The organism is Streptomyces sp. NBC_01460, from assembly GCF_036227405.1.
In the GTDB taxonomy this organism is placed as follows: Bacteria; Actinomycetota; Actinomycetes; order Streptomycetales; family Streptomycetaceae; genus Streptomyces.
In genome coordinates, this window is the sequence record NZ_CP109473.1 from 6,788,498 (window position 1) to 6,811,584 (window position 23,087).

The window sequence follows — 23,087 nt, forward strand, 5'->3', positions numbered from 1 at the left end:
GGTGGCGGGCGGTCCGGGTGGCGGCCCCGGCCGGGGCCGCCACCCGGGAGGGTCAGTGCCGGTGGCCCTGCCCCTTCACGTCGATCCGCACGATCTGCGGGTCGTGGTCGCTCGCCTGGTCGGCGAACTCCGCGTTGATGTGCACCACGTCGTAGCCGAAGCGGCGGACGGCCGGGCTGGTCAGGATGTGGTCCAGCGTCTGCGAGTTGCCGTCGTACACATAGCTGTACTGCTCGCCGACGGGCAGCGTCGTGATCAGCGGCTTGAGCACCTTGCCGCTGGTCAGGGCGCTCATCGTGGGGGAGAAGGCGAAGTCGTTCAGGTCGCCGAGCGTGACCACCCGGGCCGCCCTGTCCGCCTTCAGCAGCGAGGTGACGAAGGTGTTGACCTCCGTCGCCTGCCGCACCCGCTGCGTCTCCGAGCTGCGCACCGGCTCCTGGTAGCGGCCGTGCAGGGGCTGGTCGCCGCCCTTGGACGCGAAGTGGTTGGCGATGACGAAGACCGGCTCACCACGGAAGCGGAACTCGCCCACCAGCGGCTTGCGGCTGCTGTCCCAGGCCGTGCTCGTGGGGTTGATCCGGCCGGGCGAGACGGAGAGGGCGGCGCCCTTCTTCGTCTTCACCGCCTTCACCGCGGTGGTCGCGTCGCCACCCGGCCGGTCCACGAAGTCGACACGGCCGGGGTGGAAGAGGAAGACGTTACGGATGTTGCCGCCCGGCTCGCCGCCGTCCTTGCCGTCCTGGGGGGCCACGTAGCGCCAGGCGTACCGGGGGCCGCCGGCGGCGACGATCGCGTCGGTGAAGCGCTTCAGCGTGGCCTCGGAGCCCACGGTGCCGTCGTTCACCGCGCCGTTGTCGTCCTGGATCTCCTCCAGCGACACGATGTCCGGGGAGGCGAGGCTGACCGCCACCCCCCGGGCGAGCGTGTCGAACTTGGCCTGGTCGTCCGCCGCGTCGAGGTTCTCCACGTTGTACGTGGCGACGGCGAGCTCCTTGCGCTTCTGCTTCCGCGTCACCTCACGCTTCAGGCCGTTGTCCTCGAGCGAACCCAGTTGGGTGGCCTGGACGTTGTAGCCGCCGAACGAGGCGTAGTCGACGACGCCCGTGGTGGTGCCGGACAGCACGTCGCCCACGTCGGCGACCGGCACCGGGTGCGCCGCGTCCAGGGACATCACCTTGAGGCGGCCGGTGTTCTGGTCCTCGTAGGAGGCGTACAGCGTGCCGCCGCGACGGGTGGGGTTCTCCCGGGGCTTCACCGTCACCCAGACCTCGTCGTACGCGGTGGTCGCACCGGTCACGCGGGTGTCGGCCATCGTGACGCGCGCGCCCTCGAGCGACTCGTACAGATCCAGGGCGTACGCCGTCGGGTCGAGGGCGAGAGCCTCGACCGAACCGCCGTCGGCCGTCGGCACGTAGGCGTCCGGTACGGAGGAGGCGTCGAGGACGACGGCCTCCGGCAGGGCGTTGCCCGAGGAGAGGACCGTGGTCAGCGGAGCGGTGATCTGGGTGAGCGACTGGGTCCCGGTGGCCGGGTAGTACTCGGCGACCTTGCCGCTGACCAGCACGGAGTCGCCGACGGCGACCGCGGGGGCCGAGGAGCCGGTGTAGACGAACAGGCCCTCGCTCGTGCGGGCGTCGCCGTCCGGCGCCGTGTCCTGGATCCAGAATCCGCGCGAGCCCGAGGTCCGCACGCCCGTGACGACGCCCGGGACCCCGGCGACCGGCTGCCCGGCGAGCGGGGAGAGCCGGGTCGTGCCCTGGATGTCGTGCACCCGCACCGTGCCCGGCTCGGTCGGTCCGCCGGGCTCGCCCGGTCCGGAGCCGCCGGCGGTCTCCCCCGCCGCGTTGACGGGGGTCGGGGCGCCCGCCGTCAGGTCGGCGGCGTTGTCGTCCGTGTCCGCCAGGGCCGCACCACGGGCCACGGAAGCGGTGGCGGAGGCGCCCGGTACGGGACCGCTGCCCTCCCGTACGACGGCGGAGCCGTAGCCGACGAGATCCACGATCCGGGTGTCGGCGGCGCAGTCCGCAGCGGTCCTGCAGGTCAGCGGAGCGGTGCCGGAGACGAGCGCGACGGTGCCGCTCGCCGCGGACATCGCGACCGTGCCGGTGGCGTCGGGGGCCGGCAGGGCGACCGTCCCGCCGGTGCCCGCGGCCTGGGCGACGAGGTACCGGCCACCCGGCGCGACGGCGCCGGACAGCTCGGAGACCTGCCACAGCGACCCGGCGGAGGGGGTGCCCGGCAGGTACTGGACGCTGAGGCCGGACAGGCCGTAGGCGCCCGACCCGGCGTTGGCCAGCTCGATGTAGTCGCGGGTCAGCGTCGCACCGGAGTTGCCCCCGCCGCCGTACACCTCGGAGATGACGGCCGACGACGACGGTGCGGCGAAGGCGGCGGGCAGCGCGGTCACGGAGAGGGTCACGGCGACGGCGGCGGCCAGCAGGGCGGAGCCGGGTCTGGCTATGTACACGGGAACTGCCCCCAAATGTGTGGTGAGGGCCAAAAGCTATGCGCGTAGACCCGTCGTGGCAAGAGACGGGAGGTTAATTCCGGGCGTCATCAGCCCGCTCCCGTACTGGAGTTCGGCGGCTCCCGGCCCGACGCGCGCACCCCCGCGGGGTCCGAGGGCGGCCATGGACGCCGGAGTCCACCATGCGGTCAGACGTTTGACCGGCTCACGGCGTTCCGGATACGTTGCGTGACATGCAGCGATCCGCACACCTGACGACGCGAGGTCATGTCGACCTGAAGCGCGTGTGCTCCGCGGCGTGTCACCGGGACTGAACGCCCGCAGTCCGCGCGCCTGACCGAGGCCTCCGCCTCCACGGCTCCGCGCAGGACGCCCCGTCATGGCCCAGCGGGACCCAGGCCGGCACCACGCCGCCCGGTTCCGTCAGGAGGCCCCCCGCAAGGGTACTCACCTCCACGCACGCTGCCATCGAGGACCTGGAAGACACCTGTGACAAGTCTGCCCGCTCCCACCCGCCGAACCCGGCCCCCGCGCCGGTCCGAGATCCCTTCCGGCGGACAGGCCCGCCGCGCCTCCGGTACGGGATCCGTGCTGGGCGCGATCCTCGACCACGGTCCGGTGGCCCGTTCCACCGTCGCGCGGCTCACCGGCCTCTCACCCGCCTCGGTGACCGGGCACGTCGGGCAGCTCCTGTCCCGCGGACTGGTCCGCGAGAGCGCGGAGACGACGGGACCGCGCGGACTCGGACGCCCGCACGTACCCGTCGAGATCGACACCACCCGCTTCCTGGTGGCCGGCGCCCACATCGCGGTCGCGCACTCGACGGTCGCCCTGATGGACCTGCGCGGCCGGGTCGTGGCGGAGGACCGCAGACCGCACACCAGCACCCACCCGCGCCGGATCCTGGACGACCTGGCGGCCCGGCTGCCCCTGCTGACGGCCGCGCACGCGGCCGGACGGCAGGTGCTGGCGCTGGGCGTCGCCACCGGGCACCGGGTCGACCCGGCCGCGGGAGTCGTCGTGGAGCACCCGCACCTCGGCTGGCGTGCCGTCCCGGTGCGCGAGGTCCTGGCCGCCGCCACCGGGCTGCCCGTCCATGTGGACAGCCACTCACGGGCGTTGGCCCGCGCGGAGCAGATGTTCGGCGAGGTGTCGACCCGGGCCAGCACGGTCCTGCTCTTCATCGGCGCGGTCGTCGACGGGGCCTTCGCGACCGCGGGTGAGCTGCACCGGGGCCCTCGCTCCGGTGCGGGCAGCGTGGCCCATCTCCCCCTGGGATCCGGCGGGTCGGGGGACGCGGAGCCCTGTAGGTGCGGACGCACCGGGTGCCTGCAGTCCGAGGTGTCCGAACGGGCCATGATCCGCCGTGCCGCCGAACAGAGCCTGTACGTCGGGACGTTCCAGGAGTTGCTGGACCACGCCATGGCGGGCGAGCCCCGTGCCGTGGCCCTGTTCCGGCGTCGCGCCCGTCTGGTGGGCAGGGCCGCGGCGCTGCTCCTGGACATGTTCGACCCGGAGTGCCTGGTCGTGGTCGAGCCCGGAGCGGGCCGGCTGCCGGAGTGCCTCGCCGACCTCCGGGAAGAGGTGGGGATGCGCTCCTGGGTCTGCGAGGACCCGGAACGGGCCGTGGTGCCGAGCAGCTTCACCGGATCGGTGCTGGCCACCGCGGGAGGTGCCGTGGCGCTGGGCGCCCTGTACACGGACCCGCTGGGGCCGTGGCCCGCGCTGCCCGCGGTCTCCTGAGCGCCGCCGATTCCCGCTTTAATTCAATTCGTTGCATTGTTGACCGGCCGCAGGACGAACGGGAAGATGGATTCATGACCAGCCGACAGCGGAATTCAGGGAACGTGTCCCAACGGGCACACTCCTGCCGCGCGGCCGCGCCGACGAGCGAATATGCCCGGCGTACCTGTTGTCGCCCCTGTCCGGGTAACCGGTAACCTCACAGCCGCATTTACGGGCGGTCCGCATCCGTGCGTGATTCTCCATCCGCCTGTTGTCCAGCGCATTCCTGTGCGCTCCTGTGTGCCCTCGCGTGCTCCTGTTTCCTCGCGTGATTCCGCACGCCCGAATCGTGATTCCGCACGCCCGAATTCCGCCTTCCGACCGGGGAGAGACATTGACCGTCACCGTGTCCTCGTACGCAGCCGTCCCATCGTCCGAAACCGCCACCGCAGCCGTCCCCGGTATCGCACCCGAGCGCTTCAAGAAGGCCTTCCGCAGGCATCCCGCGGGTGTCGTCGTCGTCACCGCCGACGCCGGTCACGGACCGGTGGGATTCACCGCGACCTCGCTCAGCTCCCTGTCCCTCGCCCCGCCGCTGGTCTCCTTCGGCATCGGGACGTCCACCTCGTCCTGGCCCCACATCGAGCGGGCCTCGACGGCCGTCGTGAACTTCCTCGGTGCCGAACAGGCACAGCTGGCGACCACGTTCGCCACCAGTGGCATCGACCGTTTCGCCGCGCCGACCCGGTGGGGCCGACTGCCCGGCGGGGAGCCCGTGCTCGACGGGGTGGCCGGCTGGCTGAGGCTCACCGTCCAGACCGTCGTCCCGGCAGGCGACCACCGCATCGTCGTCGCCCGGGTCGAGGAGTCCTGGCTGGACGAGGGGCGCAGCCCGCTGCTCTTCCACGACGGCTCCTACCACTCCCTCCGCCCCGCGCCCGACCAGTGATCAGGAAATTCACCATGACACGTCATGACAACAGTCGGGCCCTGGCCCGGAGGTCGTTCCTCACTCTTGCGGGAGGCGCCGTGCTGGGTCTCGCCGCCTGCTCTCCCCAGACGAAATCCGTGGCCACCGCGGAACCCGCGGGAGCTCTTCCGTCCGGGAATCCCGCGTCCGGAACCAAACTGAAGATCGCCGCCCGTTCGACGCAACTCCAGCTGGGTGCGGCGGGGCTGGCCAAGGAACTCCCCTTCACCGTCACCGAGTGGCCGAACCTCTCCGCCGGGCCCGACATCATCCAGGGATTCCGCGCGAAATCCATCGACCTCGCCACGAATGCCGGAATCCCGCCGATCCAGGCACACGCCATCGGCGTCCAGGCGAAGATCGTCGCGGTCCAGATACGGCGGCACCCCCTGTACACCTTCGCGACGGCCCCGGGCTCGTCCATCCGGAAGGCCGAGGACTTCCGGGGCAAGAAGATCGGGTTCTCCCAGGGCCAGGCCCAGGGCGTCGTCGTCCTGCGGGCGCTCAAGGAGGCCGGGCTGAAGAACTCCGACGTCGAACTGGTCGCCCTGCCCAGTACGCAGTTCCTCACCGCGCTCCAGTCCGCCCAGGTCGATGTGGCGCCGCTCGGCGAACCGACCCTCACCAAATACCTCGACCAGTACGGCAAGGACGGCGCTCGGGGTGTCAGGACGGAGGTCGTCGACCTGCTGACCGTGCTCTGGGCGCCCAACGAGGTCCTCAACGACCCGGAGAAGGCCAAGGCGGTGCGCAGCTTCGTCCCGCTGTGGGCGCGCGGCCAGGTGTGGGCCTGGGAGAACCAGGACGAGTGGATCGACACGTACTACGTGAAGGACCAGGGCGTGTCGAAGGAGGACGGCAGGCGCATCGTCGACTCCCAGCACAAGCCGCAGTTCCCGGTCAGCTGGGACGAGGCCCTCGACTGGGAGCAGGAGACCGCCGACCTGCTGGCCGAAGGGGGCTTCGTGCCGGAGCAGAAGGCCTCCGAACTGTTCGACCGCCGCTTCGAAGGGCTGGCGGCCCAGGCCGTGGCCGCCGAGTACCGGGAGGGGTCATGACCGACCTGTTGGCGAAGGCGCGGACGGACCGCGCGCAGACGGTGGAGCGACCGGCCGGACCGCCCGCCGCCGGGGGGACGGCCCACGTCTCCAAGGGAACCCGCAGGCGGCTCGGGCCCGGCCGTGCCCTGCCGTTCGGCCGGCTGATCGGCCCGGCGATCCTGGTGTTCGTGTGGTGGGCGGCCTCCACGTCCGGCTATCTCGACCCGCGGATCCTCTCCTCGCCCGGCACCGTGTTCTCCACCGCGGTCGACCTCGTCGCCACCGGCCGTCTCCAGGACAACGTCCTGATCTCGCTCCAGCGCGCCGGACTCGGCCTCTTCTTCGGCGTGTCGGCCGGGGTGGTCCTGGCCGTGGCGGCGGGGCTGAGCCGCAGCGGTGAGTACCTGCTGGACGGCCCCCTCCAGATCAAGCGCGCCATTCCCTCCCTGGCGATGCTCCCCCTGCTGATCCTCTGGCTCGGCATCGGCGAGCAGATGAAGGTCACCGTGATCGCCCTCGGGGTCGCGGTGAACATGTACATCAACACCTACGCGTCGCTGACGGGCATCGACAGCAGGTACGTCGAGCTCGCCGAGGGGCTCGACCTGAGCCGGGCGACGTTCATCCGCAAGGTCGTCGTGCCCGGTTCGCTGCCCGGCTTCTTCGTCGGCCTGCGGCTCGGCGTCACCTCGTCCTGGCTCGGCCTCATCGTGGTCGAGCAGATCAACGCCACCAGCGGCATCGGCTACATGATGTTCCAGGCCCAGCAGTACGCCCAGTCCGACGTGATCATCGTGGGGCTGGTGGCCTACGGGATCTTCGGCTTCGCCTCCGACGCAGCGGTACGCGCAGTCGAAAGGAAGGCTCTGTCATGGCGACGCACACTGGCGGGCTGACGGAAGCCCGGCCGGCGATCCGCACCTCCGGGCTCGTACGGCGGTTCGGCGACCGGAAGGTCCTCAAGGAGCTCGACCTGACCGTGGCGCAGGGGGAGTTCACCGCGCTCCTCGGCCGCAGCGGCTCCGGGAAGTCCACCCTGCTGCGAGCGGTCGCCCGCCTCGACCACACCGTCGAGGGGTCCGGCGAACTCTCCGTGCCGGACAGGGTCTCGCTCTCCTTCCAGGACTCCCGGCTGCTGCCCTGGCTGAGGGTGCTCGACAACGTGACCCTCGGGCTGCGCGGCCCCGACGCACGGGAGCGGGGACTGACCGCCCTCGCCGAGGTCGGTCTGGAGGGCCGCGACGGCTCCTGGCCCCATGAGCTGTCCGGCGGCGAGCAGCAGCGCGCCGCCCTGGCCCGCGCCCTCGTGCGCGATCCCGAACTCCTGCTGGCGGACGAGCCGTTCGGTGCGCTCGACGCCCTCACCCGCATCAAGATGCACGACCTGCTGCGCGAGCTGTACGAACGCCACCGCCCCGCCGTGCTGCTGGTCACCCATGACGTCGACGAGGCCGTGGAGCTCGCCGACCGGGTCCTCGTCCTGGACGACGGCCTCATCTCCGTCGACCTCAGGATCGACCTGCCGTCCCCGCGCTCCCGTCGCGAACCCCGCTTCCAGGAGTACCGCGACACCCTGCTCGCCGCCCTCGGCGTGGCGCAGCCCTAGACCGCGGCCCACGCACCGACCTTCCGAGACGCTCCGAGGAGAAGACACCATGCCGCGCAAGCAGCTCCACCTCAACGCCTTCCTGATGTCCACCGGCCACCACGAGGCGTCCTGGCGGCTCCCCGAGAGCCACGCCGAAGCCAACTCCGACCTGGAGCACTACAAGAACCTGGCCAGGATCGCCGAGCGCGGCCTCCTGGACTCCCTGTTCTTCGCCGACGGCCCCGTCCTCATGGGCGACCCCGGCCGGCGGCCCGCCGCCAAGCTCGAACCCACCCTGCTGCTCACCGCGCTCGCCGCCGTCACCGAGCACATCGGCCTGATCGCCACCGCGTCCACGAGCTACAACGAGCCGTACAACCTGGCCCGCCGGTTCGCCTCGCTGGACCACATCTCCGGCGGCCGGGCCGGCTGGAACATCGTCACCACGGCCGGTGCCGACGCGGCCCGCAACTTCGGCCTCGACGACACCCCCCTCCACCGTGACCGCTACCGGCGCGCGGCCGAGTTCGTCGAGGTGTCCACGAAGCTCTGGGACAGCTGGGCGGACGACGCGGTCGTCGCCGACAAGGAGGCCGGGGTCCACGCGCTGGCCGACCGGGTCCGGGGCATCGGCCACACCGGCGAGTTCTTCCGGGTCGACGGCCCCCTCAACGTCCAACGGTCACCGCAGGGATACCCGTTGCTCGTGCAGGCGGGTTCCAGCGAGAACGGCAAGGACTTCGCGGCCCGCTACGCCGAGGCGGTGTTCACCGCGCAGCAGACCCTGGAGGAGGGTGTCGCCTTCTACAAGGACGTCAAGCAGCGTGCCGAGGCGCTGGGCCGTGACCCCGACGGCGTCAAGATCCTTCCCGGCATCGTCCCGGTCATCGGTGACACCGAGGCCGAGGCGCGGGAACTGGACGCCGAACTCGACCGGCTGATCGTCCCGGAGTACGCCAAGCGCCAGCTCGCCAGGACGCTGAAGCTCGACCCGTCCGAGCTCCACCTCGACAAGGAGCTCCCCGCGAACCTCCCCGACGAGGACGAGATCGAGGGGGCCAAGAGCCGCTACACCCTGGTGGTGGAGCTGGCCCGCCGCGAGAGGCTGACGGTACGGCAGCTCATCGGCAGACTCGGGGGCGGACGCGGTCACCGCACGTTCGCGGGGACCGCCGAGCAGGTCGCCGACACCATCGAGCACTGGTACGACAGCGGGGCCGCCGACGGCTTCAACATCATGCCCGCCGTGCTCCCCTCCGGCCTCGCGGTCTTCGTGGACCGGGTCGTGCCGATCCTCCAGGAGCGGGGACTGTTCCGCACGGAGTACACCGGGACCACCCTGCGCGAGCACTACGGCCTGCCCAGGCCCGCCAACCGGCTGTTCGACACCGTCGACACCGCCGAGGGTCACACCGGCATCGGTCTGGCGACGGCGGGGGCCCGGTGACCGACTGTCCGGACCCGGGGCGGCGCACACGGACGGAGCGGACCGGCGAGCGGTCGTCCGGATGGGCCCGGCGGATGTCGGCGTACTGCCTGCGCCACCGCACCGACCTGCTTCTCGCCTTCGGAGCGGCTCTGGTGGCCGCCGTCGCGACCGCCGCCCTGCCCCTCGTCCTCCGCCATGTGGTCGACGGGGTGGCGGGGGGCGGCGCCGGGTCCCTCCTGCCGTGGATCGCCCTCCTCGCCGGCCTCGGGGCCATCCGCTTCGGGGCGAGCTTCACCCGCCGCTACCGCTCCGGCCGGCTCTCCCTCGGCGTCCAGTACGACCTCCGCAACGACACCTTCGCGGCCCTGCTGAGACTCGGCGGCGCCCAGCAGGACGATCTGCGTACCGGGCAGGTGGTCAGCCGGTCGATCTCCGACATCACCCTGATCCAGACCCTGCTGCAGTTCCTGCCCAACCTCACGGGCAACGTCCTGATGTTCCTCGTCTCCCTGGTCGTCATGGCGGTGCTCTCCCCCCTGCTGACCGTGGTCGCCCTGGTCGTCGGCCCGCTGCTGTACCTCATCGCGCTGCGCAGCCGCCGCGACCTGTTCCCCGCCAACTGGCACGCCCAGCAGGAGGCCGCCGAGGTGGCCTCCGCCGTGGAGGCGACCGTCACCGGCGTCCGCGTGGTCAAGGGCTTCGGCCAGGAGAACCGCGAGCTCGCCGGACTGGAGGACCGCGCCCGCGGCCTGTTCGCCTCCCGGCTGCGCGTCGTCCGCTTCACCAGCCGCTACAACCCCGCGCTGCAGGCCGTGCCCGCCCTCGGCCAGGTAGCCGTCCTCGCCCTCGGCGGCTGGATGGCCCTGCACGGCCGGATCTCGCTGGGCACCTTCCTCGCGTTCACCACGTATCTGGGCTCCTTCGTCACCCCGGTGCGCCAGGTCGCGACCCTCCTCACCGTCTGGCAGCAGGCGCGCGCCGGCGCCGAGCGCGTCCTGGAAGTCGTCGACGAGGCACCGGAGATCACCGACGCACCCGGCGCCCTCGACCTGCCCGACGAGCCGCCTGCCCTTTCCTGGCGGGACGTCACCTTCGCCTACGGGGACGCCGACCCCCTGCTGGACGGCTTCAGCCTCGACGTGGAACCCGGCGAGACCGTCGCCCTCATCGGCCCGGCAGGATCGGGGAAGTCCACCGCCGCGGCCCTGCTGCCCCGCTTCTACGACGTACCGTCGGGGTCCGTCCGGGTCGGCGGGACCGACGTGCGCGCACTCACCTCCGCCTCGCTGCGCTCCCGCATCGGCTTCGTCTTCGAGGAGAGCCTGCTGCTCTCCGACACCGTGCGCGCCAACATCGCGTACGGCGTCCCGGACGCCACCGACGAGCAGATCCGCCGGGCGGCCCGCACCGCCCGCGCCGACGAGTTCATCGAGCGGCTGCCCCTCGGGTACGACACCGTGGTGGGAGAGCAGGGACTCACCCTCTCCGGGGGGCAGCGCCAGCGTCTCGCCCTGGCCCGCGCCCTCGTCACGGACCCGGCCGTCCTGGTCCTGGACGACGCCACCTCGGCCATCGACGCCCGCGTCGAGGCCGAGATCCACGCGGGGCTGCACGAGGCCACCCGTCGCCGGACGACCCTGGTCATCGCGCACCGCCGGTCGACACTGGAGCTCGCCGACCGGATCGCCGTACTCGACGGCGGAAGGATCACGGACACCGGGACCCTGGACGAACTCCGCTCGCGCTCCGCCCTGTTCCGCACGCTGCTGTCGACCGCCGAGACCGACCGGGACGAGGCGGAACCGCCCGCCGCGCCGCCGGCCGACGGGGTCACCGCGCACCTGTGGCAGCGCGCCGAGGGCGCCGACGCCGAGGCCGAGGAGGGCACCGCGGTACGGGCCGCCCAGGCACTTGCCGAGGCCGCCGCCACCTCGGGGCCGGGCCGGGGCGGCCCCGGCGGCGGGGTGCTCGGCTCCGCGCCGCCCAGCGCCGAACTCATGGCCGGGCTCGCCCGGATGCCCCTGCCCGCCGCCGATCCTGAGGTCTCCACCACGCAGGCGGTCGCAGCCGACCCGGACTTCCATCTCGGCACCCTGCTGCGGCCGTTGCGCCTGCCGCTGCTGCTGGGCCTGCTCCTCGTGGCCCTGGACGCCGGAGCGCAGATCGCCGTGCCCGTCCTCGTACGGCACGGAGTGGACCACGGGGTCGCGCACCACGCGGGCGGGGTGCTGTTCGCCGCGGCCGCGTCGGCGGCCGTGGTGGTCGCCGCGAACTGGCTGATCGGCGTGGCGCAGGTCCGGACGACCGGACGCACCGGCGAACGGCTCCTCTACACCCTCCGGGTGAAGACCTTCGCGCAGCTCCAGCGCCTCGGACTCGACTACTACGAGCGTGAGCCCGCCGGCCGGATCATGACCAGGATGACCACCGACGTGGACGCCTTGTCGAACTTCCTCCAGACCGGGCTGATCACCGCCGTGGTGAGCCTGCTGACCATCCTCGGCGTCCTGGCCGCGCTCCTCGTCATCGACGCGGGACTGGCCGTCGTCCTGCTCGTCGCGCTTCCCGTGCTGATCGGCGCCACCGCCGTATTCCGCCACCACTCGGTTCCCGCCTACCGGGAGGCCCGGGAACGCATCAGCGCGGTCAACGCATGCCTCCAGGAGAACGTCACCGCCATCCGCGTCACCCAGGCGTTCCGCCGGGAGGAGCACAACGCCCGCGCCTTCGCCCGGCTCGCCTGGGCCTTCCGCACCTCACGGCTGCGGGCCCAGCGCTCCATGGGCATCTTCTTCCCGTTCGTGGAGTTCCTCGGCACCCTCTCCACGGCCGCCGTACTCGTCATCGGCGCCGGGCGGGTCGGGGCGGGCGAACTGAGCGCGGGGACCCTCATCGCGTTCCTCCTCTACGTCGAGCTGTTCTTCTCGCCGATCCAGCAGCTCTCCCAGGTGTTCGACGGCTACCAGCAGGCCGTCATCGGCCTCGACCGGCTCCGCACGCTGATGCGGACCCCGGCCGGCACCCCGCCCGCCGAACACCCCCGCGACGTCGGCGGACTGCGCGGAGAGGTCGAGTTCGACGAGGTGTCCTTCGGCTACGCGGGCGGCGGCGGCCAGGAAGTCCTGCACGGGCTCTCGCTGCGCATCGCGCCGGGTGAGACCGTCGTCCTGGTCGGAGCCACCGGAGCGGGCAAGTCCACCGTCGTCAAGCTCCTGGCCCGGTTCTACGACCCGACCGCCGGCACGGTCCGGGTCGACGGCCAGGACCTGCGCGACCTCGACCTGGCCGCCTTCCGCCGCAGACTCGGTGTCGTCCCGCAGGAGGCCCACCTCTTCAGCGGCACCGTCCGGGACGCCATCTCCTACGGGCGCCCCGAGGCGGCCGACGCCGAGGTCGAGGCGGCGGCCCGCGCCGTCGGCGCGCACGAGATGATCGCCGGACTGCGGCTCGGCTACCTCCAGCCGGTGGGGGAGCGGGGCAGAGGGCTGTCCGCCGGGCAGCGCCAACTGCTCGCCCTGGCCCGCGCCGAGCTCGTCGACCCGGACATCCTGCTCCTCGACGAGGCGACCTCCTCGCTCGACCTGGCGACCGAACGCCGGGTCGCCGCAGCCACCGACCTGGTGTCCCGGCGCCGTACGACCGTGGTCGTGGCCCACCGGCTGACCACCGCGGCCCGCGCGGACCGGGTCGTCGTGCTGGACGACGGAAGAGTCGTCGAGAGCGGCACCCACACCGCGCTGCTGGCCGCGCACGGGACGTACCACCGCCTGTGGGAGGCCTTCCGGCAGACGGGGAACCCCTCACCCGCGGGCGGCCCCACCGACCACCCCACCACCGACGCACTCGTCAAGGAGAACGCACGATGACGGAGTACCGCACCCTCGGGCGCACCGGCGTGAAGGTCAGCCCGCTGGCCCTCGGCACCATGATGTTCGGCCCCCGCGGGAACCCCGACCACGACGACAGCGTCCGGATCATCCACCACGCGCTGGACTCGGGCATCAACTTCGTCGACACCGCCGACGTCTACTCCGCGGGCGAGTCGGAGACCATCGTCGGCAAGGCCCTCGCCGGTGGCCGGCGCGACGACGTGGTGCTGGCCACCAAGTTCCACGGCAGCCTCGGCGACGACCCCAACGAGCGGGGCAACAGCCGCCGCTGGATCATCCGCGAGGTCGAGAACAGCCTCCGCAGGCTCGGCACCGACTGGATCGACCTCTACCAGGTGCACCGCCCCGAGCCGGACACCGATTTCGACGAGACCCTCGGCGCACTCTCCGACCTGGTCCACCAGGGGAAGATCCGCTACATCGGGACCTCCACCTTCGAGCCGTCCGCGATCGTCGAGGGACAGTGGCTCGCCGAGCGCAGGGGCCGCGAGCGCGTGGTCGCCGAACAGCCGCCGTACTCCCTGCTGGCGCGCGGCATCGAGCGGGAGGTCCTGCCGGTCGTCCAGCGGTACGGCCTGGGGGTGCTCTCCTGGAGCCCGCTGGCCGGCGGCTGGCTCTCCGGCCGCTACCGCACCGGCGCCGGGCAGCCCACGTCGAGCCGTGCCGACCGCCAGGCCGCCCGCTTCGACATCTCCGCACCGGAGAACGCCGCCAAGCTGGCCGCGGCGGACGCCCTGGCGCATCTTGCCGACGAGGCGGGGCTCACCCTCGTCCAGCTCGCCCTGGCCTTCGTGCTCGAACACCCGGCCGTCACGTCGGCGATCATCGGGCCGCGCACCTTCGAACAGCTGGACAGCCAACTGGGCGCGGACAAGCTGAGGCTGAGCCGGGACGTCCTCGACCGGATCGACGAGATCGTCCCGCCCGGCACCAACCTGTCCGCACGCGACTCCGGGTACACCCCGCCGTCGCTCACGGAGTCCGCGCTGCGGCGGCGTTCCGTCTAGGCCCTCGGGCACGCTGCCGCAACCGCATCGTGTGCCCCCCTGCGGTACACGATGCGGTTGCGGCAGCGCTTCGTTCAGGAGAGCTTGTACGCCGTCACCTGGTGGATGCCGTAGTCGGTCACGTAGTAGCCGCCGCCGAACTGGGCGATCAACCGGTGGCGGCCCGAGTCGTCACCGTTGAGCGACAGCACCTCGTCGACACCGTCACCGTCCAGGTCCCCCGCGAAGTAGTTGCGGGCGCCTATGAGTGTGATGGAGCCGACGCCGTCGGCCCAGGAGTCCTCGGAGTCGATGATGCTCGGGTCCCACAGGTACAGTCCGGCCTCGGTGCCGGCGACCAGCAGTTCCCGCCCGCCGGGGCCCGTCATGAAGCCACCGCCGTAGGACTGGGGCAGGACCAGCTGCATGGTGTCGTCACCGTTCGCCCGGAAGCGTCGGAACGACGCGGTGCCGCCCTGGTAGAGGGTCTTGTCCTTGGCGAAGAAGCTGTTGTGCGTCCACACGCCGCCCGACATCCAGGTGTGCAGCACCTCGCCGGTGCGGCCGTCGCGGATCTCGAAGTAGTTCTGCGGGCTGAGAGCGTCGGCGGTGTCCCACTTGATGGGCGCACTGACGGCCCACGTGTAGATCACCGCGTGCCCGTCGGCATACGGGATCTCCTCGGAGGCGAAGACACCCTCGTTGGGAGTGAGTGCGCGGATGCCGCCGACCGCGTTGTCCGGCGCCTTCGGAGCGGCCGACCAACGGGCCTTGCCTGTCTTCGCGTTGACGGCGACGGCGCTCGTCACCGGAGTGTCCAGATCGAAGGAGTTCAGGCTGGCGTATCCGGCGTAGACCCTGCCGTCGTTCACCGACGGGTCACTGAAGCGCACGTCGCCCGCGGCCTCGGGGGCGCTGTACGTCCAGAGGGCGTGGCCGTCGCCGTAGTACGCGCGCAGCGCGTCGGTCGGGACGAGGATGTCCAGCTCGCCGTCGCCGTCGAGGTCGGCCAGCCGCGCCGTGTGGACGAACTGCCCGCCGCCGTCGATCGTGGCGAGCGTCCTGCCCGTCCTCCCGTTGAGGACCACCGTCGCGGTGTCGGCGGCGACCACGATCTCGGGCTTGCCGTCGCCGTTGACGTCACCGAGTTCGATGTCGTGGACCGCGCCGGGCAGGGTGGCCTGCCACAGCTTCTCGGGCTTGGCACCGTTCACGAGGGACGGTCCCGAGTACGCCCAGACGCCGTTCGACGAGCCGCCCATGACGAGATCGTTCCTGCCGTCCTTGTCCAGGTCGGCGCTCTTGGCGAAGGCGATGTCGCCCTGCATGGGGACGACGCTCTCGGCCTTGCCGTTGGAGAGCTTGAACGTGCGGATGTTCTGCGACTGGTCGATCACGCGCACATGCGTGCCCGCGGCGTCGCTGTAGAGGTCCTGGTACATGGGCGCGGCGGCGGCGCCCCTGGACTGCCACTTGACGGTGCCGCTGCCGGAGTACACGGTCAGCGCTCCGTAGCGGCTGCCGCCGATGTTGTCGGCGCCGTCGTAGCCGTCGTTGTCCTGGGCGGAGGTGATCAGCTTCCCGTCGGCCACCGTCATGCCGAAGACACTGGGGCCGCTGCCGCCGTCGTCGTCGTCCCGCTTGACCGAGTTGGACCAACGGAGCGTGTCCGCGCTGTCGCCGCCCACGATGCGTACGGTGCTGGCGTTGACGAGGTAGTTCTCGTCGAAGGAGGACTCGGCCACCGCGTACTCGTCGCCGGCCCTGCCGCCGAGGTCACCGACCGTCAGCGAGGTGGGGACGACGTTGTCCCGGCTCTGCAGGGTGGCGCGGTGCCCGGTCCTCAGGTCGTACGAGGCGACCTCGTAGTGCACCGCGTCCGTGGCGTCCGCCTGCTCGATCGCGACGATCCGCTTGCGGCCGGCGTCCAGGCGCATCTTGCGGTTGTACAGCACGCTGTCGGTCTGCCAGGTGACCGAGCCGTCGGCGGCGTCCAGCACCAGCGTGCGTCCGCGCGCGTCGACACCGTCGGCCTTCTCCAGGCTCCAGGAGACGGCGACCTCGCCCTTGCCGAGGTCCTGGATGTCGCCCCAGTTCGCGGAACGGGCTTCCTCGGTGTCGTACGTCCACGTCGACGCCGGGGTCAGCTTGCCGTCCGGGCCGGCCGCGAAGCGGATGCCGGTCAGGGTGGCCGTCGCGTCGGCCGGGACCTTCGCGTCGCCGCTCATCCGGGGCGCGTCGGCGACCAGCAGGGTGCCGTCGACGATCTTCACCAGGGAGGCGCGGTTGTACAGCTTCGACCACAGCGTGCCGCCGGTGCTGCCGTCGAGGACCGTCACGAACGTGCCGGTGGTGAGCGGCGAACCCGGGCTGCTGAACGGCCGCGTGTACGGGGGCGTGCCGACCTGCGCCGAGAACACCAGGTCCGGGACGCCGTCGCCGGTCAGGTCACCGGTCGAGTAGCCGGAGTCGGAGTGGGGCGTGAACGGTGAGACCGCGTTGTAGCCCATGAGGACCTGCGCCGGGTACGGCTCGGTCTTCCACACCTGGAGCGGCTTGACCTGCCAGTCCGTGAAGAACGAGCTGCTGTTGCGGACCCACTTCGTGCTGCCGTCGGCGTTGTGGAGCTGCACGTAGCCCATGCCGTTGACGGAGTAGTAGTCACCCCTCTTGCCGACCGGCACCGTGGCGCCCATGCCGCGCACGCCTTCCAGCGTGGACTTCGCGGTCATGGTGACCTTGGTGGCCGGGTCGATGTCGGAGGACACGCCGGTCGGCTTCGCGGCGCCGCCGGAAGCGCTGTCGGCGCCGGGGTCCGCCGCCGCCGAGCCGTCCTGCTCCGTCGTGCCGGTGGTGTCCTCGGCCTCGACCCACGGGTCGAGGGACACATGGGCGGCGAGCTTCCTCGCCTCGGTGCTGGTCAGCTTCATCGCCGACCCGCTGTCGCCGTCGTCGGCCGCCAGGGCCTGCGGGGCGGCGGTCAGGCACAGGCCCGCCGCGATCAGCGCCGAGGCGAGCCGGACGGCCCGCCGTGAGTGGTGGGCTCTCATGAGGTGGCTCCCTGCGTGAAGCTGATGGCCGAACCGTCGGTGATGACCGACTGGTCGTACGCGTACTGGAGGGCGTCGGTGCCTGCCTGGTCGGCGAGGCCGACGGTGGCGCCCTTGCCCTGGTCCGCGACCGACTTGTACTGGAAGGTCACCGCGCCGGTGGCCTCGGTGAAGACGACCTCGAAGGTGGCGCGGCCCGTCGTGCCGTTGGCGTAGGCGGCGTCGTTCCAGACGATGGCGAAGGTGCGGCTGCCCTTGGTCCCGGTGGTGGCGGTCTGCACGGACGACTTCCTGTCCAGCGTGAGGTCGTCCCACAGCGGGGCGACGATGCCCTTGACGCCGTTCGGGCCGGCGGTCGGCAGGGCGGTGTTGTCGTAGTCGCCGACGCGCGAGGACAGGAAGTTGACCAGGCCGTCCGTGGTGACCGAGGCCGAGGAGTACGCGACCCCGTAGTGCTTCACGGAGAACGGCAGGGTGACCTTGACCGCGTCCTCGTCACCGGACAGGGCGATCTTCTTGGAGCCCGCGATCCACGCGTACGCGGCCGGGGCACAGGAGTTGCCGGAGTTGTCGGTGCGGTTCGGGACCTGGACGTCCTTGGTCAGGTCCGCGGCGCCGACGGTGGCGGCGCCGGTGTAGACGCCGTTGCACAGGACCGGGGCGGCGGGCTTCACCACCAGGTCGTAGGCGCCCTCGGAGACCTCGGCGAAGGTGTACCGGCCCTTGGCGTTCGTGGTGACCGCGTCCACCGGCGTGCCGTTCATCTCCACCGCCGCGCCCGCCAGGGGCTTGCCGGAGACGTCCAGGACGGTGCCGGAGACCTTGTGCGAGGCGACCGCGGTCAGCGCGATGTTCTGGGTGAGGGTCTGCTGGGCGGTGAGCGTGACGCCGGTGGCCGAGGCGCTCGCGTAGCCGTAGCCGCTGAAGGTGAAGGAGTACGTGCCGGGGGACAGCGGCAGACGGTACGTGCCGTCCGCGCCGGTGGCGACCGTACGGACCGTGCCGGCGGCGTCGGTGGCCTTCACGGTGACGTTCGGCAGCGCTGCGCCGGTCGCCTTGTCGGTGGCCGTGCCCGCGACGGTGGCCGCGGTGTGCGGGGCCTTGTCGACGGAGGCGAGGACGTCGAGCCTGCCCTCGCCCCAGACGTTGTTCATGCCGGCGGTGCCGCCGCAGTGCGTGTCGTCGACGTCGCGCGCACCCTCGTCGAGGAGCTTGCGGGTCCCGTCGATGTCACCGATCAGCGAAGGGGCCGCGGACCACAGCAGTGCGACCGCGCCGGCGACGTGCGGGGTGGCCATCGACGTACCGCTGATGGTGTTGTACGAGGAGCCGGGCCACGCGGAGGGGACCAGCACGCCCGGAGCGGCGATGTCCGGCTTCGCTCCGCCGTCGATCGGGGAGGGGCCGAAACCGGAGAAGTCGGCGATCTTCTCGGCCGAGTCGTAGGCGCCGACACCGTAGGAGGAGACCTGTGAGCCCGGCGGATGGGTCGTCGAACAGGTCACCCCGTCGCCGTCGTTACCGGCCGCGAACGCCTCGAAGATGCCCGCGGAGTTCCAGGCCTCGACGATGTCCTTGTAGAAGGCGTTGTCGTCGCCGCCCCAGGAGTTGTTGACGATGTCCGGGGCGAGGTCCGGGCGCGGGTTCCGGCCGTTGTGGTCGGTCGGCGCGAGGATCCACTGTCCGGCCGCGAGGAGGTCCGACTCCTGACACTCGTCCGTGCCGCAGCCCTTGGCAGCCATCCACTTCGCGCCCGGCGCGACCCCGATGCCGTTCTTCCCGGCCATGGTGCCCATGGTGTGGGTGCCGTGCCCGTTGTTGTCGCACGGGGCGGCCGTGGTGCACACCCCGGTCGGGTCGTAGAAGTTGTAGTCGTTGCTGAAGGTGCCGTCGCCGTTGTTGCCGCGGTAGTTCGCGACCAGGTCCGGGTGGTCGTACTGCACACCCGAGTCGACGTTCGCGATGACGATGCCCTCGCCGCGGTCCTCGTACCGGTCCCAGACCTGATCGGCCTTGATGTCGGAGACACCCCACGCCGCCGCGTCGGTACCGTCGGCGGCCGAGCCGGTCCCCAGCGCCGCGGTGCGCGACATGGTGACGTTCCTGTCGGAGGTCTCGATGTCGTCGAGCTTGAACGTGCGCTGCTTGACGACCGACGCCACGTCCGGGCGCTTCGCGAGCTCGTCGACGAGCGCCCGGTCTCCGGTGACCTGGATCGTGTTGGCGATCCAGTAGTCCTTGTGGCCGACCTTCCTCTTGTCGAGGAAGGCTCTGAGGGGGGCCTGGCTGTCGTCGGCGTGGGCGCGCAGCTCCTGGTAGGCGGCCTTGGCCTTCTTGGCGTGCGCCTTCTGCTTCCTGGCGCCGGCCAGGTCCGCCTTGTCCTTCAGGACGACGAAGAAGGTCGTGTCGCCGCCCTCGGCGACGGCGCTGCTCAGCGACGGGTCGATCTTCGCGGTGGCAGCGCCGGCGGCGGGGGGCGGGGTGTCGGCGGCGACGGCCGGCAGGACGCCGGTGGTCAGTGCGGTCGCGGTGAGCGCGGCCGTCGCCCATGCGGCGGATCTGCGCCGGGGCGGTCGGGGCAGGTGCATCGAGGGTGCTCCTCCGGGGACGGTACGGTGGAGTTCGCACGCTAGAAAGCTGCCGTTACTGAGGAATTACTGAGTCCGCTCCCTCGCCTCGCCACCGCATGGCTTCGGGGCTCGCCGAGGTGACCCGGCGCGGGGCGCTCCGGCCGCCTCGAAGGGGTCTGCGCGGCTGAGGGTTCCTGCGTGGAGCCCTGCCAGGGAGGCGACCGCCCGGAGGACCGCACGAACCTGCCTAGCTCTCCGTCCGCCGCGCCGGATACACGGACAGGGAGAAGGAGTGCCCTGCCGGATCGGTGTAGACGCGGACGTCGCGCGGGCCGCTGTTGATGTCGCCCGTGTCCACGGGCCGGGCGCCGAGGCCTATCGCCTCGCGCTCGGCCTCGTCCATGTCCCCCGGGTCCACCAGTATGCGCAGATGCGCCTGCTGGGAGTCCTCCGGGCGCGGCCAGCTCGGCGGTGCGTAGCCGTGGTCGCGCCGGACGGCCAGGTGCACACCGGTGTTGCCGACGATCTCGACGAAGTCGGGATCGCTCCCGATCCGCGTCTCCGCTTCGAGGAGAGCCGCGTAGAACTGCGCGAGCTCCATGGGTTCGGCGCAGTCCAGGACCAGAACGCTCGTTTTCCCGACAGTCATGCTCCATCGCTACCCCCGATGGGGCGTCACACGCCGGGAACCGCCGGGCAACGTCCCTGCGGGGCGGGGAGATCCGGAGGGGCGGACACCCGCTCCCCGTGACCGGCGGGCGCGCGACATCCGGGCGCACGGCGCGCCCGGGGTGACGATCGGCGGACCGCGGCCTAGGGTGCGGATCATGGCAGCAAGCGCGGGTGACCGGGACACAGGCTCTGCCGGGCCCGGCCCCTCCGACCCCCGTCGCTGGCGCGCCCTCGCCGTCTGCCTGGTGGCGGGGTTCATGACCCTCCTGGACGTCTCCATCGTCAACGTGGCGCTGCCGTCCATCAAGGAGGGGCTCGACACCCCGGAGTCGGACCTCCAGTGGGTGCTCTCCGGCTACGCGCTCGCCTTCGGCCTCGTCCTCGTCCCGGGCGGACGCCTCGGCGACGCCCGGGGGCGCCGCGCGGTGTTCATGTGGGGACTGGCCCTTTTCACGCTGGCCTCCGCGGCCTGCGGGGCCGCCCAGTCCAGTCTCTGGCTCGTCGTCGCCCGCCTCCTCCAGGGCGCGGCCGGCGGGCTGCTCTCCCCCCAGATCTCCGCGCTCATCCAGCAGATGTTCTCCGGACGGGAGCGGGGCCGCGCCTTCGGTATGTTCGGCACCGTCGTGGGCATCTCCACCGCCGTCGGCCCGCTGCTGGGCGGCCTCCTGATCCAGGGGGCCGGGGCGCAGGAGGGCTGGCGCTGGGTGTTCTACGTCAACCTCCCGATCGGGATCGTCTGCCTCCTGCTGGCCAGGCGGCTCCTCCCGGACACCCCCTCGGCGACCCGGGTGCGCCCGCGCGACCTGGACCCCGTCGGCGTCCTGCTGCTCGGGGCGGGGGTCCTCACCCTGCTCCTGCCCTTCGTCCAGGCCCAGCAGTGGCCCGGCGACGGCAAGTGGCTGCTCGTCCCGGTCGCCGTGGTCCTGCTCGCGGCGTTCGTCGCCTGGGAGGCCCGCTGCGCGCGCCGCAACATCCAGCCGGTGCTGAACCTGTCGCTCTTCCGGCTCCGGTCCTTCTGGCTCGGCTGCCTGATGATCCTGCTGTACTTCGCCGGATTCACCTCGATCTTCTTCATCAGCACCCTCTACCTGCAGTCCGGGCTGCACTACAGCGCCCTGGAGGCCGGCCTCGCGATCACCCCGTTCGCCCTGGGCGCGGGCGCGTCGGCGAGCATCGGTGGCCGGCTGGTCGGCCGCTTCGGCCGGCCCCTCATCGTCGTCGGACTCGTCATGGTGGCCGCCGGGCTCGGACTCACGGCCCTGGCCGCGCACCTGGTGCCGGGGAGGGGCGCCGGGCTCGCCATGGCGGCCCCGCTGCTGCTGGCCGGACTGGGCAGCGGACTCGTCATCGCGCCCAACCAGACCCTCACCCTCGCCGAGGTGCCCGTGAACAACGCGGGCAGCGCCGGCGGCACCCTGCAGACCAGCCAGCGCGTCGGCTCGTCCATCGGCATCGCCGCGGTGGGCTCGGTCTTCTTCGCGCAGCTGGGCCCCGGCGACTGGGCGGACGCCTACGACCACGGGCTCCTCGTCTCCGTCGCGTTCGTCCTCGCGGGCCTCGTCGTGGCCCTCGCGGACGTCGTCGCGGGCAGGCGGGGAAGGAGACGTTCCGAGACGTCCGACGCCACGGGCGCCGATGCCACCGACGCCCCGAGGGGAACATCATGAGCGACACCGAGGACCGGGAGCAGGACGGGAACACCTCCTACGGCCACAAGCCCTTCAAGCGCTCCCGCAGCCACTTCGCCGACCGCGTCACCGCCGACGGCCGTGACGGCTGGCCCGTCGAGTCCGGCCGCTACCGCCTGGTCGTCAGCCGCGCCTGCCCCTGGGCGAGCCGCGCCCTGGTCTCACGGAGGCTGCTGGGACTGGAGAGCGCCCTCTCCCTGGCCGTCGCCGACCCCGTCCAGGACGACCGCAGCTGGCGCTTCACCCTCGACGAGGGCGGCAAGGACCCGGTGCTCGGCATCGGGTACCTGAGCGAGGCGTACGACGCACGCGAGCGCGGCTACCCGGGAGGGGTCAGCGTGCCCGCGATCGTCGACGTACCGACCCGGGCCCTGGTCACCAACGACTACCAGCGGATCACGCTCGACCTGGCCACCGAGTGGACCGCCCTGCACCGCCCCGGCGCCCCCGACCTCTACCCGGAGCGCCTCCGCGACGAGATCGACACGGTCATGGACGGCGTCTACCGGGACGTCAACAACGGGGTCTACCGCGCCGGGTTCGCCGCGGGACAGGGCGAGTACGAAGCGGCGTACGTCGATGTGTTCCGCCGCCTCGACCTCGTCTCCGAACGCCTCGCCGGGCAGCGCTACCTGGTCGGCGACACGATCACCGAGGCCGACATCCGGCTCTTCACCACCCTGGTGCGCTTCGACGCCGTCTACCACGGGCACTTCAAGTGCAACCGCTCCAAGATCGCCGAGGACCGTGTCCTGTGGGCGTACGTCCGCGACCTCTACCAGACCCCCGGCTTCGGTGACACCGTCGACTTCGACCACATCAAGCGGCACTACTACCAGGTGCACACCGGCATCAACCCGACCGGCATCGTGCCCCTCGGCCCCGACCTGTCCGGCTGGCTCACCCCGCACCACCGGGAGCAGCTGGGCGGCCGCCCGTTCGGTGACGGCACCCCGCCCGGACCGGTGCCGCCGGGCGAGGAGGTCCCGGCGCGCGGGCGCCCCTGACCGGC

General features: G+C 71.8%; 14 protein-coding genes. 10 read left to right on the forward strand and 4 right to left on the reverse strand.

Features of this window, described 5'->3' with window-relative positions; genetic code table 11:
• Positions 1-52 precede the first annotated feature (52 nt).
• Positions 53-2,467, reverse strand: coding sequence for an endonuclease/exonuclease/phosphatase family protein (locus OG488_RS30585; protein WP_329234640.1), 2,415 nt, complete (start codon positions 2,465-2,467; stop codon positions 53-55).
• A gap of 489 nt (positions 2,468-2,956) precedes the next feature.
• Between OG488_RS30585 and OG488_RS30590 the strand changes: the two genes are divergently transcribed.
• The 8 genes from OG488_RS30590 to OG488_RS30625 all read left to right on the forward strand — a co-directional run bounded on the left by OG488_RS30590 (position 2,957) and on the right by OG488_RS30625 (position 14,116).
• Complete coding sequence (locus tag OG488_RS30590; RefSeq protein WP_329234643.1) at positions 2,957-4,210, forward strand: ROK family transcriptional regulator; 1,254 nt, start codon at positions 2,957-2,959, stop codon at positions 4,208-4,210.
• Between the two features lie 376 nt (positions 4,211-4,586).
• A complete protein-coding gene (locus tag OG488_RS30595; protein ID WP_329234646.1) occupies positions 4,587-5,141 on the forward strand; it encodes a flavin reductase family protein in 555 nt (184 codons plus the stop codon).
• A 14-nt stretch (positions 5,142-5,155) separates the two neighbouring features.
• On the forward strand, positions 5,156-6,220 hold the full coding sequence (locus OG488_RS30600) for an ABC transporter substrate-binding protein (RefSeq protein WP_329234648.1): 1,065 nt from the start codon (positions 5,156-5,158) through the stop codon (positions 6,218-6,220).
• The gene (locus OG488_RS30605; RefSeq protein ID WP_329234651.1) at positions 6,217-7,098 is read left to right on the forward strand and encodes an ABC transporter permease; all 882 of its coding nucleotides are present in this window, start codon (positions 6,217-6,219) and stop codon (positions 7,096-7,098) included. Before OG488_RS30600 ends, OG488_RS30605 begins: the two co-directional genes overlap by 4 nt.
• Entirely contained in the window at positions 7,074-7,808 is a 735-nt protein-coding gene (locus tag OG488_RS30610) for an ABC transporter ATP-binding protein (RefSeq protein ID WP_329234654.1), read from the forward strand. The genes OG488_RS30605 and OG488_RS30610 overlap by 25 nt, the downstream gene beginning before the upstream one ends.
• Positions 7,809-7,857: 49 nt before the next feature.
• A complete protein-coding gene (locus OG488_RS30615) occupies positions 7,858-9,237 on the forward strand; it encodes an LLM class flavin-dependent oxidoreductase (RefSeq protein WP_329234657.1) in 1,380 nt (459 codons plus the stop codon).
• Positions 9,234-13,085: an ABC transporter ATP-binding protein gene (locus tag OG488_RS30620; RefSeq protein WP_443074251.1), complete on the forward strand. Its 3,852-nt coding sequence runs from the start codon at positions 9,234-9,236 to the stop codon at positions 13,083-13,085. Before OG488_RS30615 ends, OG488_RS30620 begins: the two co-directional genes overlap by 4 nt.
• On the forward strand, positions 13,082-14,116 hold the full coding sequence (locus tag OG488_RS30625) for an aldo/keto reductase (protein WP_329234659.1): 1,035 nt from the start codon (positions 13,082-13,084) through the stop codon (positions 14,114-14,116). Before OG488_RS30620 ends, OG488_RS30625 begins: the two co-directional genes overlap by 4 nt.
• A 74-nt stretch (positions 14,117-14,190) precedes the next feature.
• Here the strand turns inward: OG488_RS30625 and OG488_RS30630 are convergent, their stop codons facing one another.
• From OG488_RS30630 to OG488_RS30640, 3 genes are all read right to left on the reverse strand, one after another.
• Entirely contained in the window at positions 14,191-17,145 is a 2,955-nt protein-coding gene (locus OG488_RS30630; RefSeq protein ID WP_329234663.1) for a VCBS repeat-containing protein, read from the reverse strand.
• A complete protein-coding gene (locus OG488_RS30635; RefSeq protein ID WP_329234666.1) occupies positions 17,142-19,733 on the reverse strand; it encodes a S8 family serine peptidase in 2,592 nt (863 codons plus the stop codon). Before OG488_RS30635 ends, OG488_RS30630 begins: the two co-directional genes overlap by 4 nt.
• Before the next feature lie 229 nt (positions 19,734-19,962).
• Positions 19,963-20,364, reverse strand: coding sequence for a VOC family protein (locus OG488_RS30640; RefSeq protein ID WP_329234669.1), 402 nt, complete (start codon positions 20,362-20,364; stop codon positions 19,963-19,965).
• A 178-nt stretch (positions 20,365-20,542) separates the two neighbouring features.
• Here OG488_RS30640 and OG488_RS30645 point away from each other — a divergent pair, with 178 nt between their 5' ends.
• Together OG488_RS30645 and OG488_RS30650 are read left to right on the forward strand one after the other, a co-directional pair.
• Complete coding sequence (locus tag OG488_RS30645; protein WP_329234672.1) at positions 20,543-22,054, forward strand: MFS transporter; 1,512 nt, start codon at positions 20,543-20,545, stop codon at positions 22,052-22,054.
• Positions 22,051-23,082: a glutathione S-transferase family protein gene (locus tag OG488_RS30650; protein WP_329234675.1), complete on the forward strand. Its 1,032-nt coding sequence runs from the start codon at positions 22,051-22,053 to the stop codon at positions 23,080-23,082. Before OG488_RS30645 ends, OG488_RS30650 begins: the two co-directional genes overlap by 4 nt.
• The last annotated feature ends 5 nt before the right edge of the window (positions 23,083-23,087 follow it).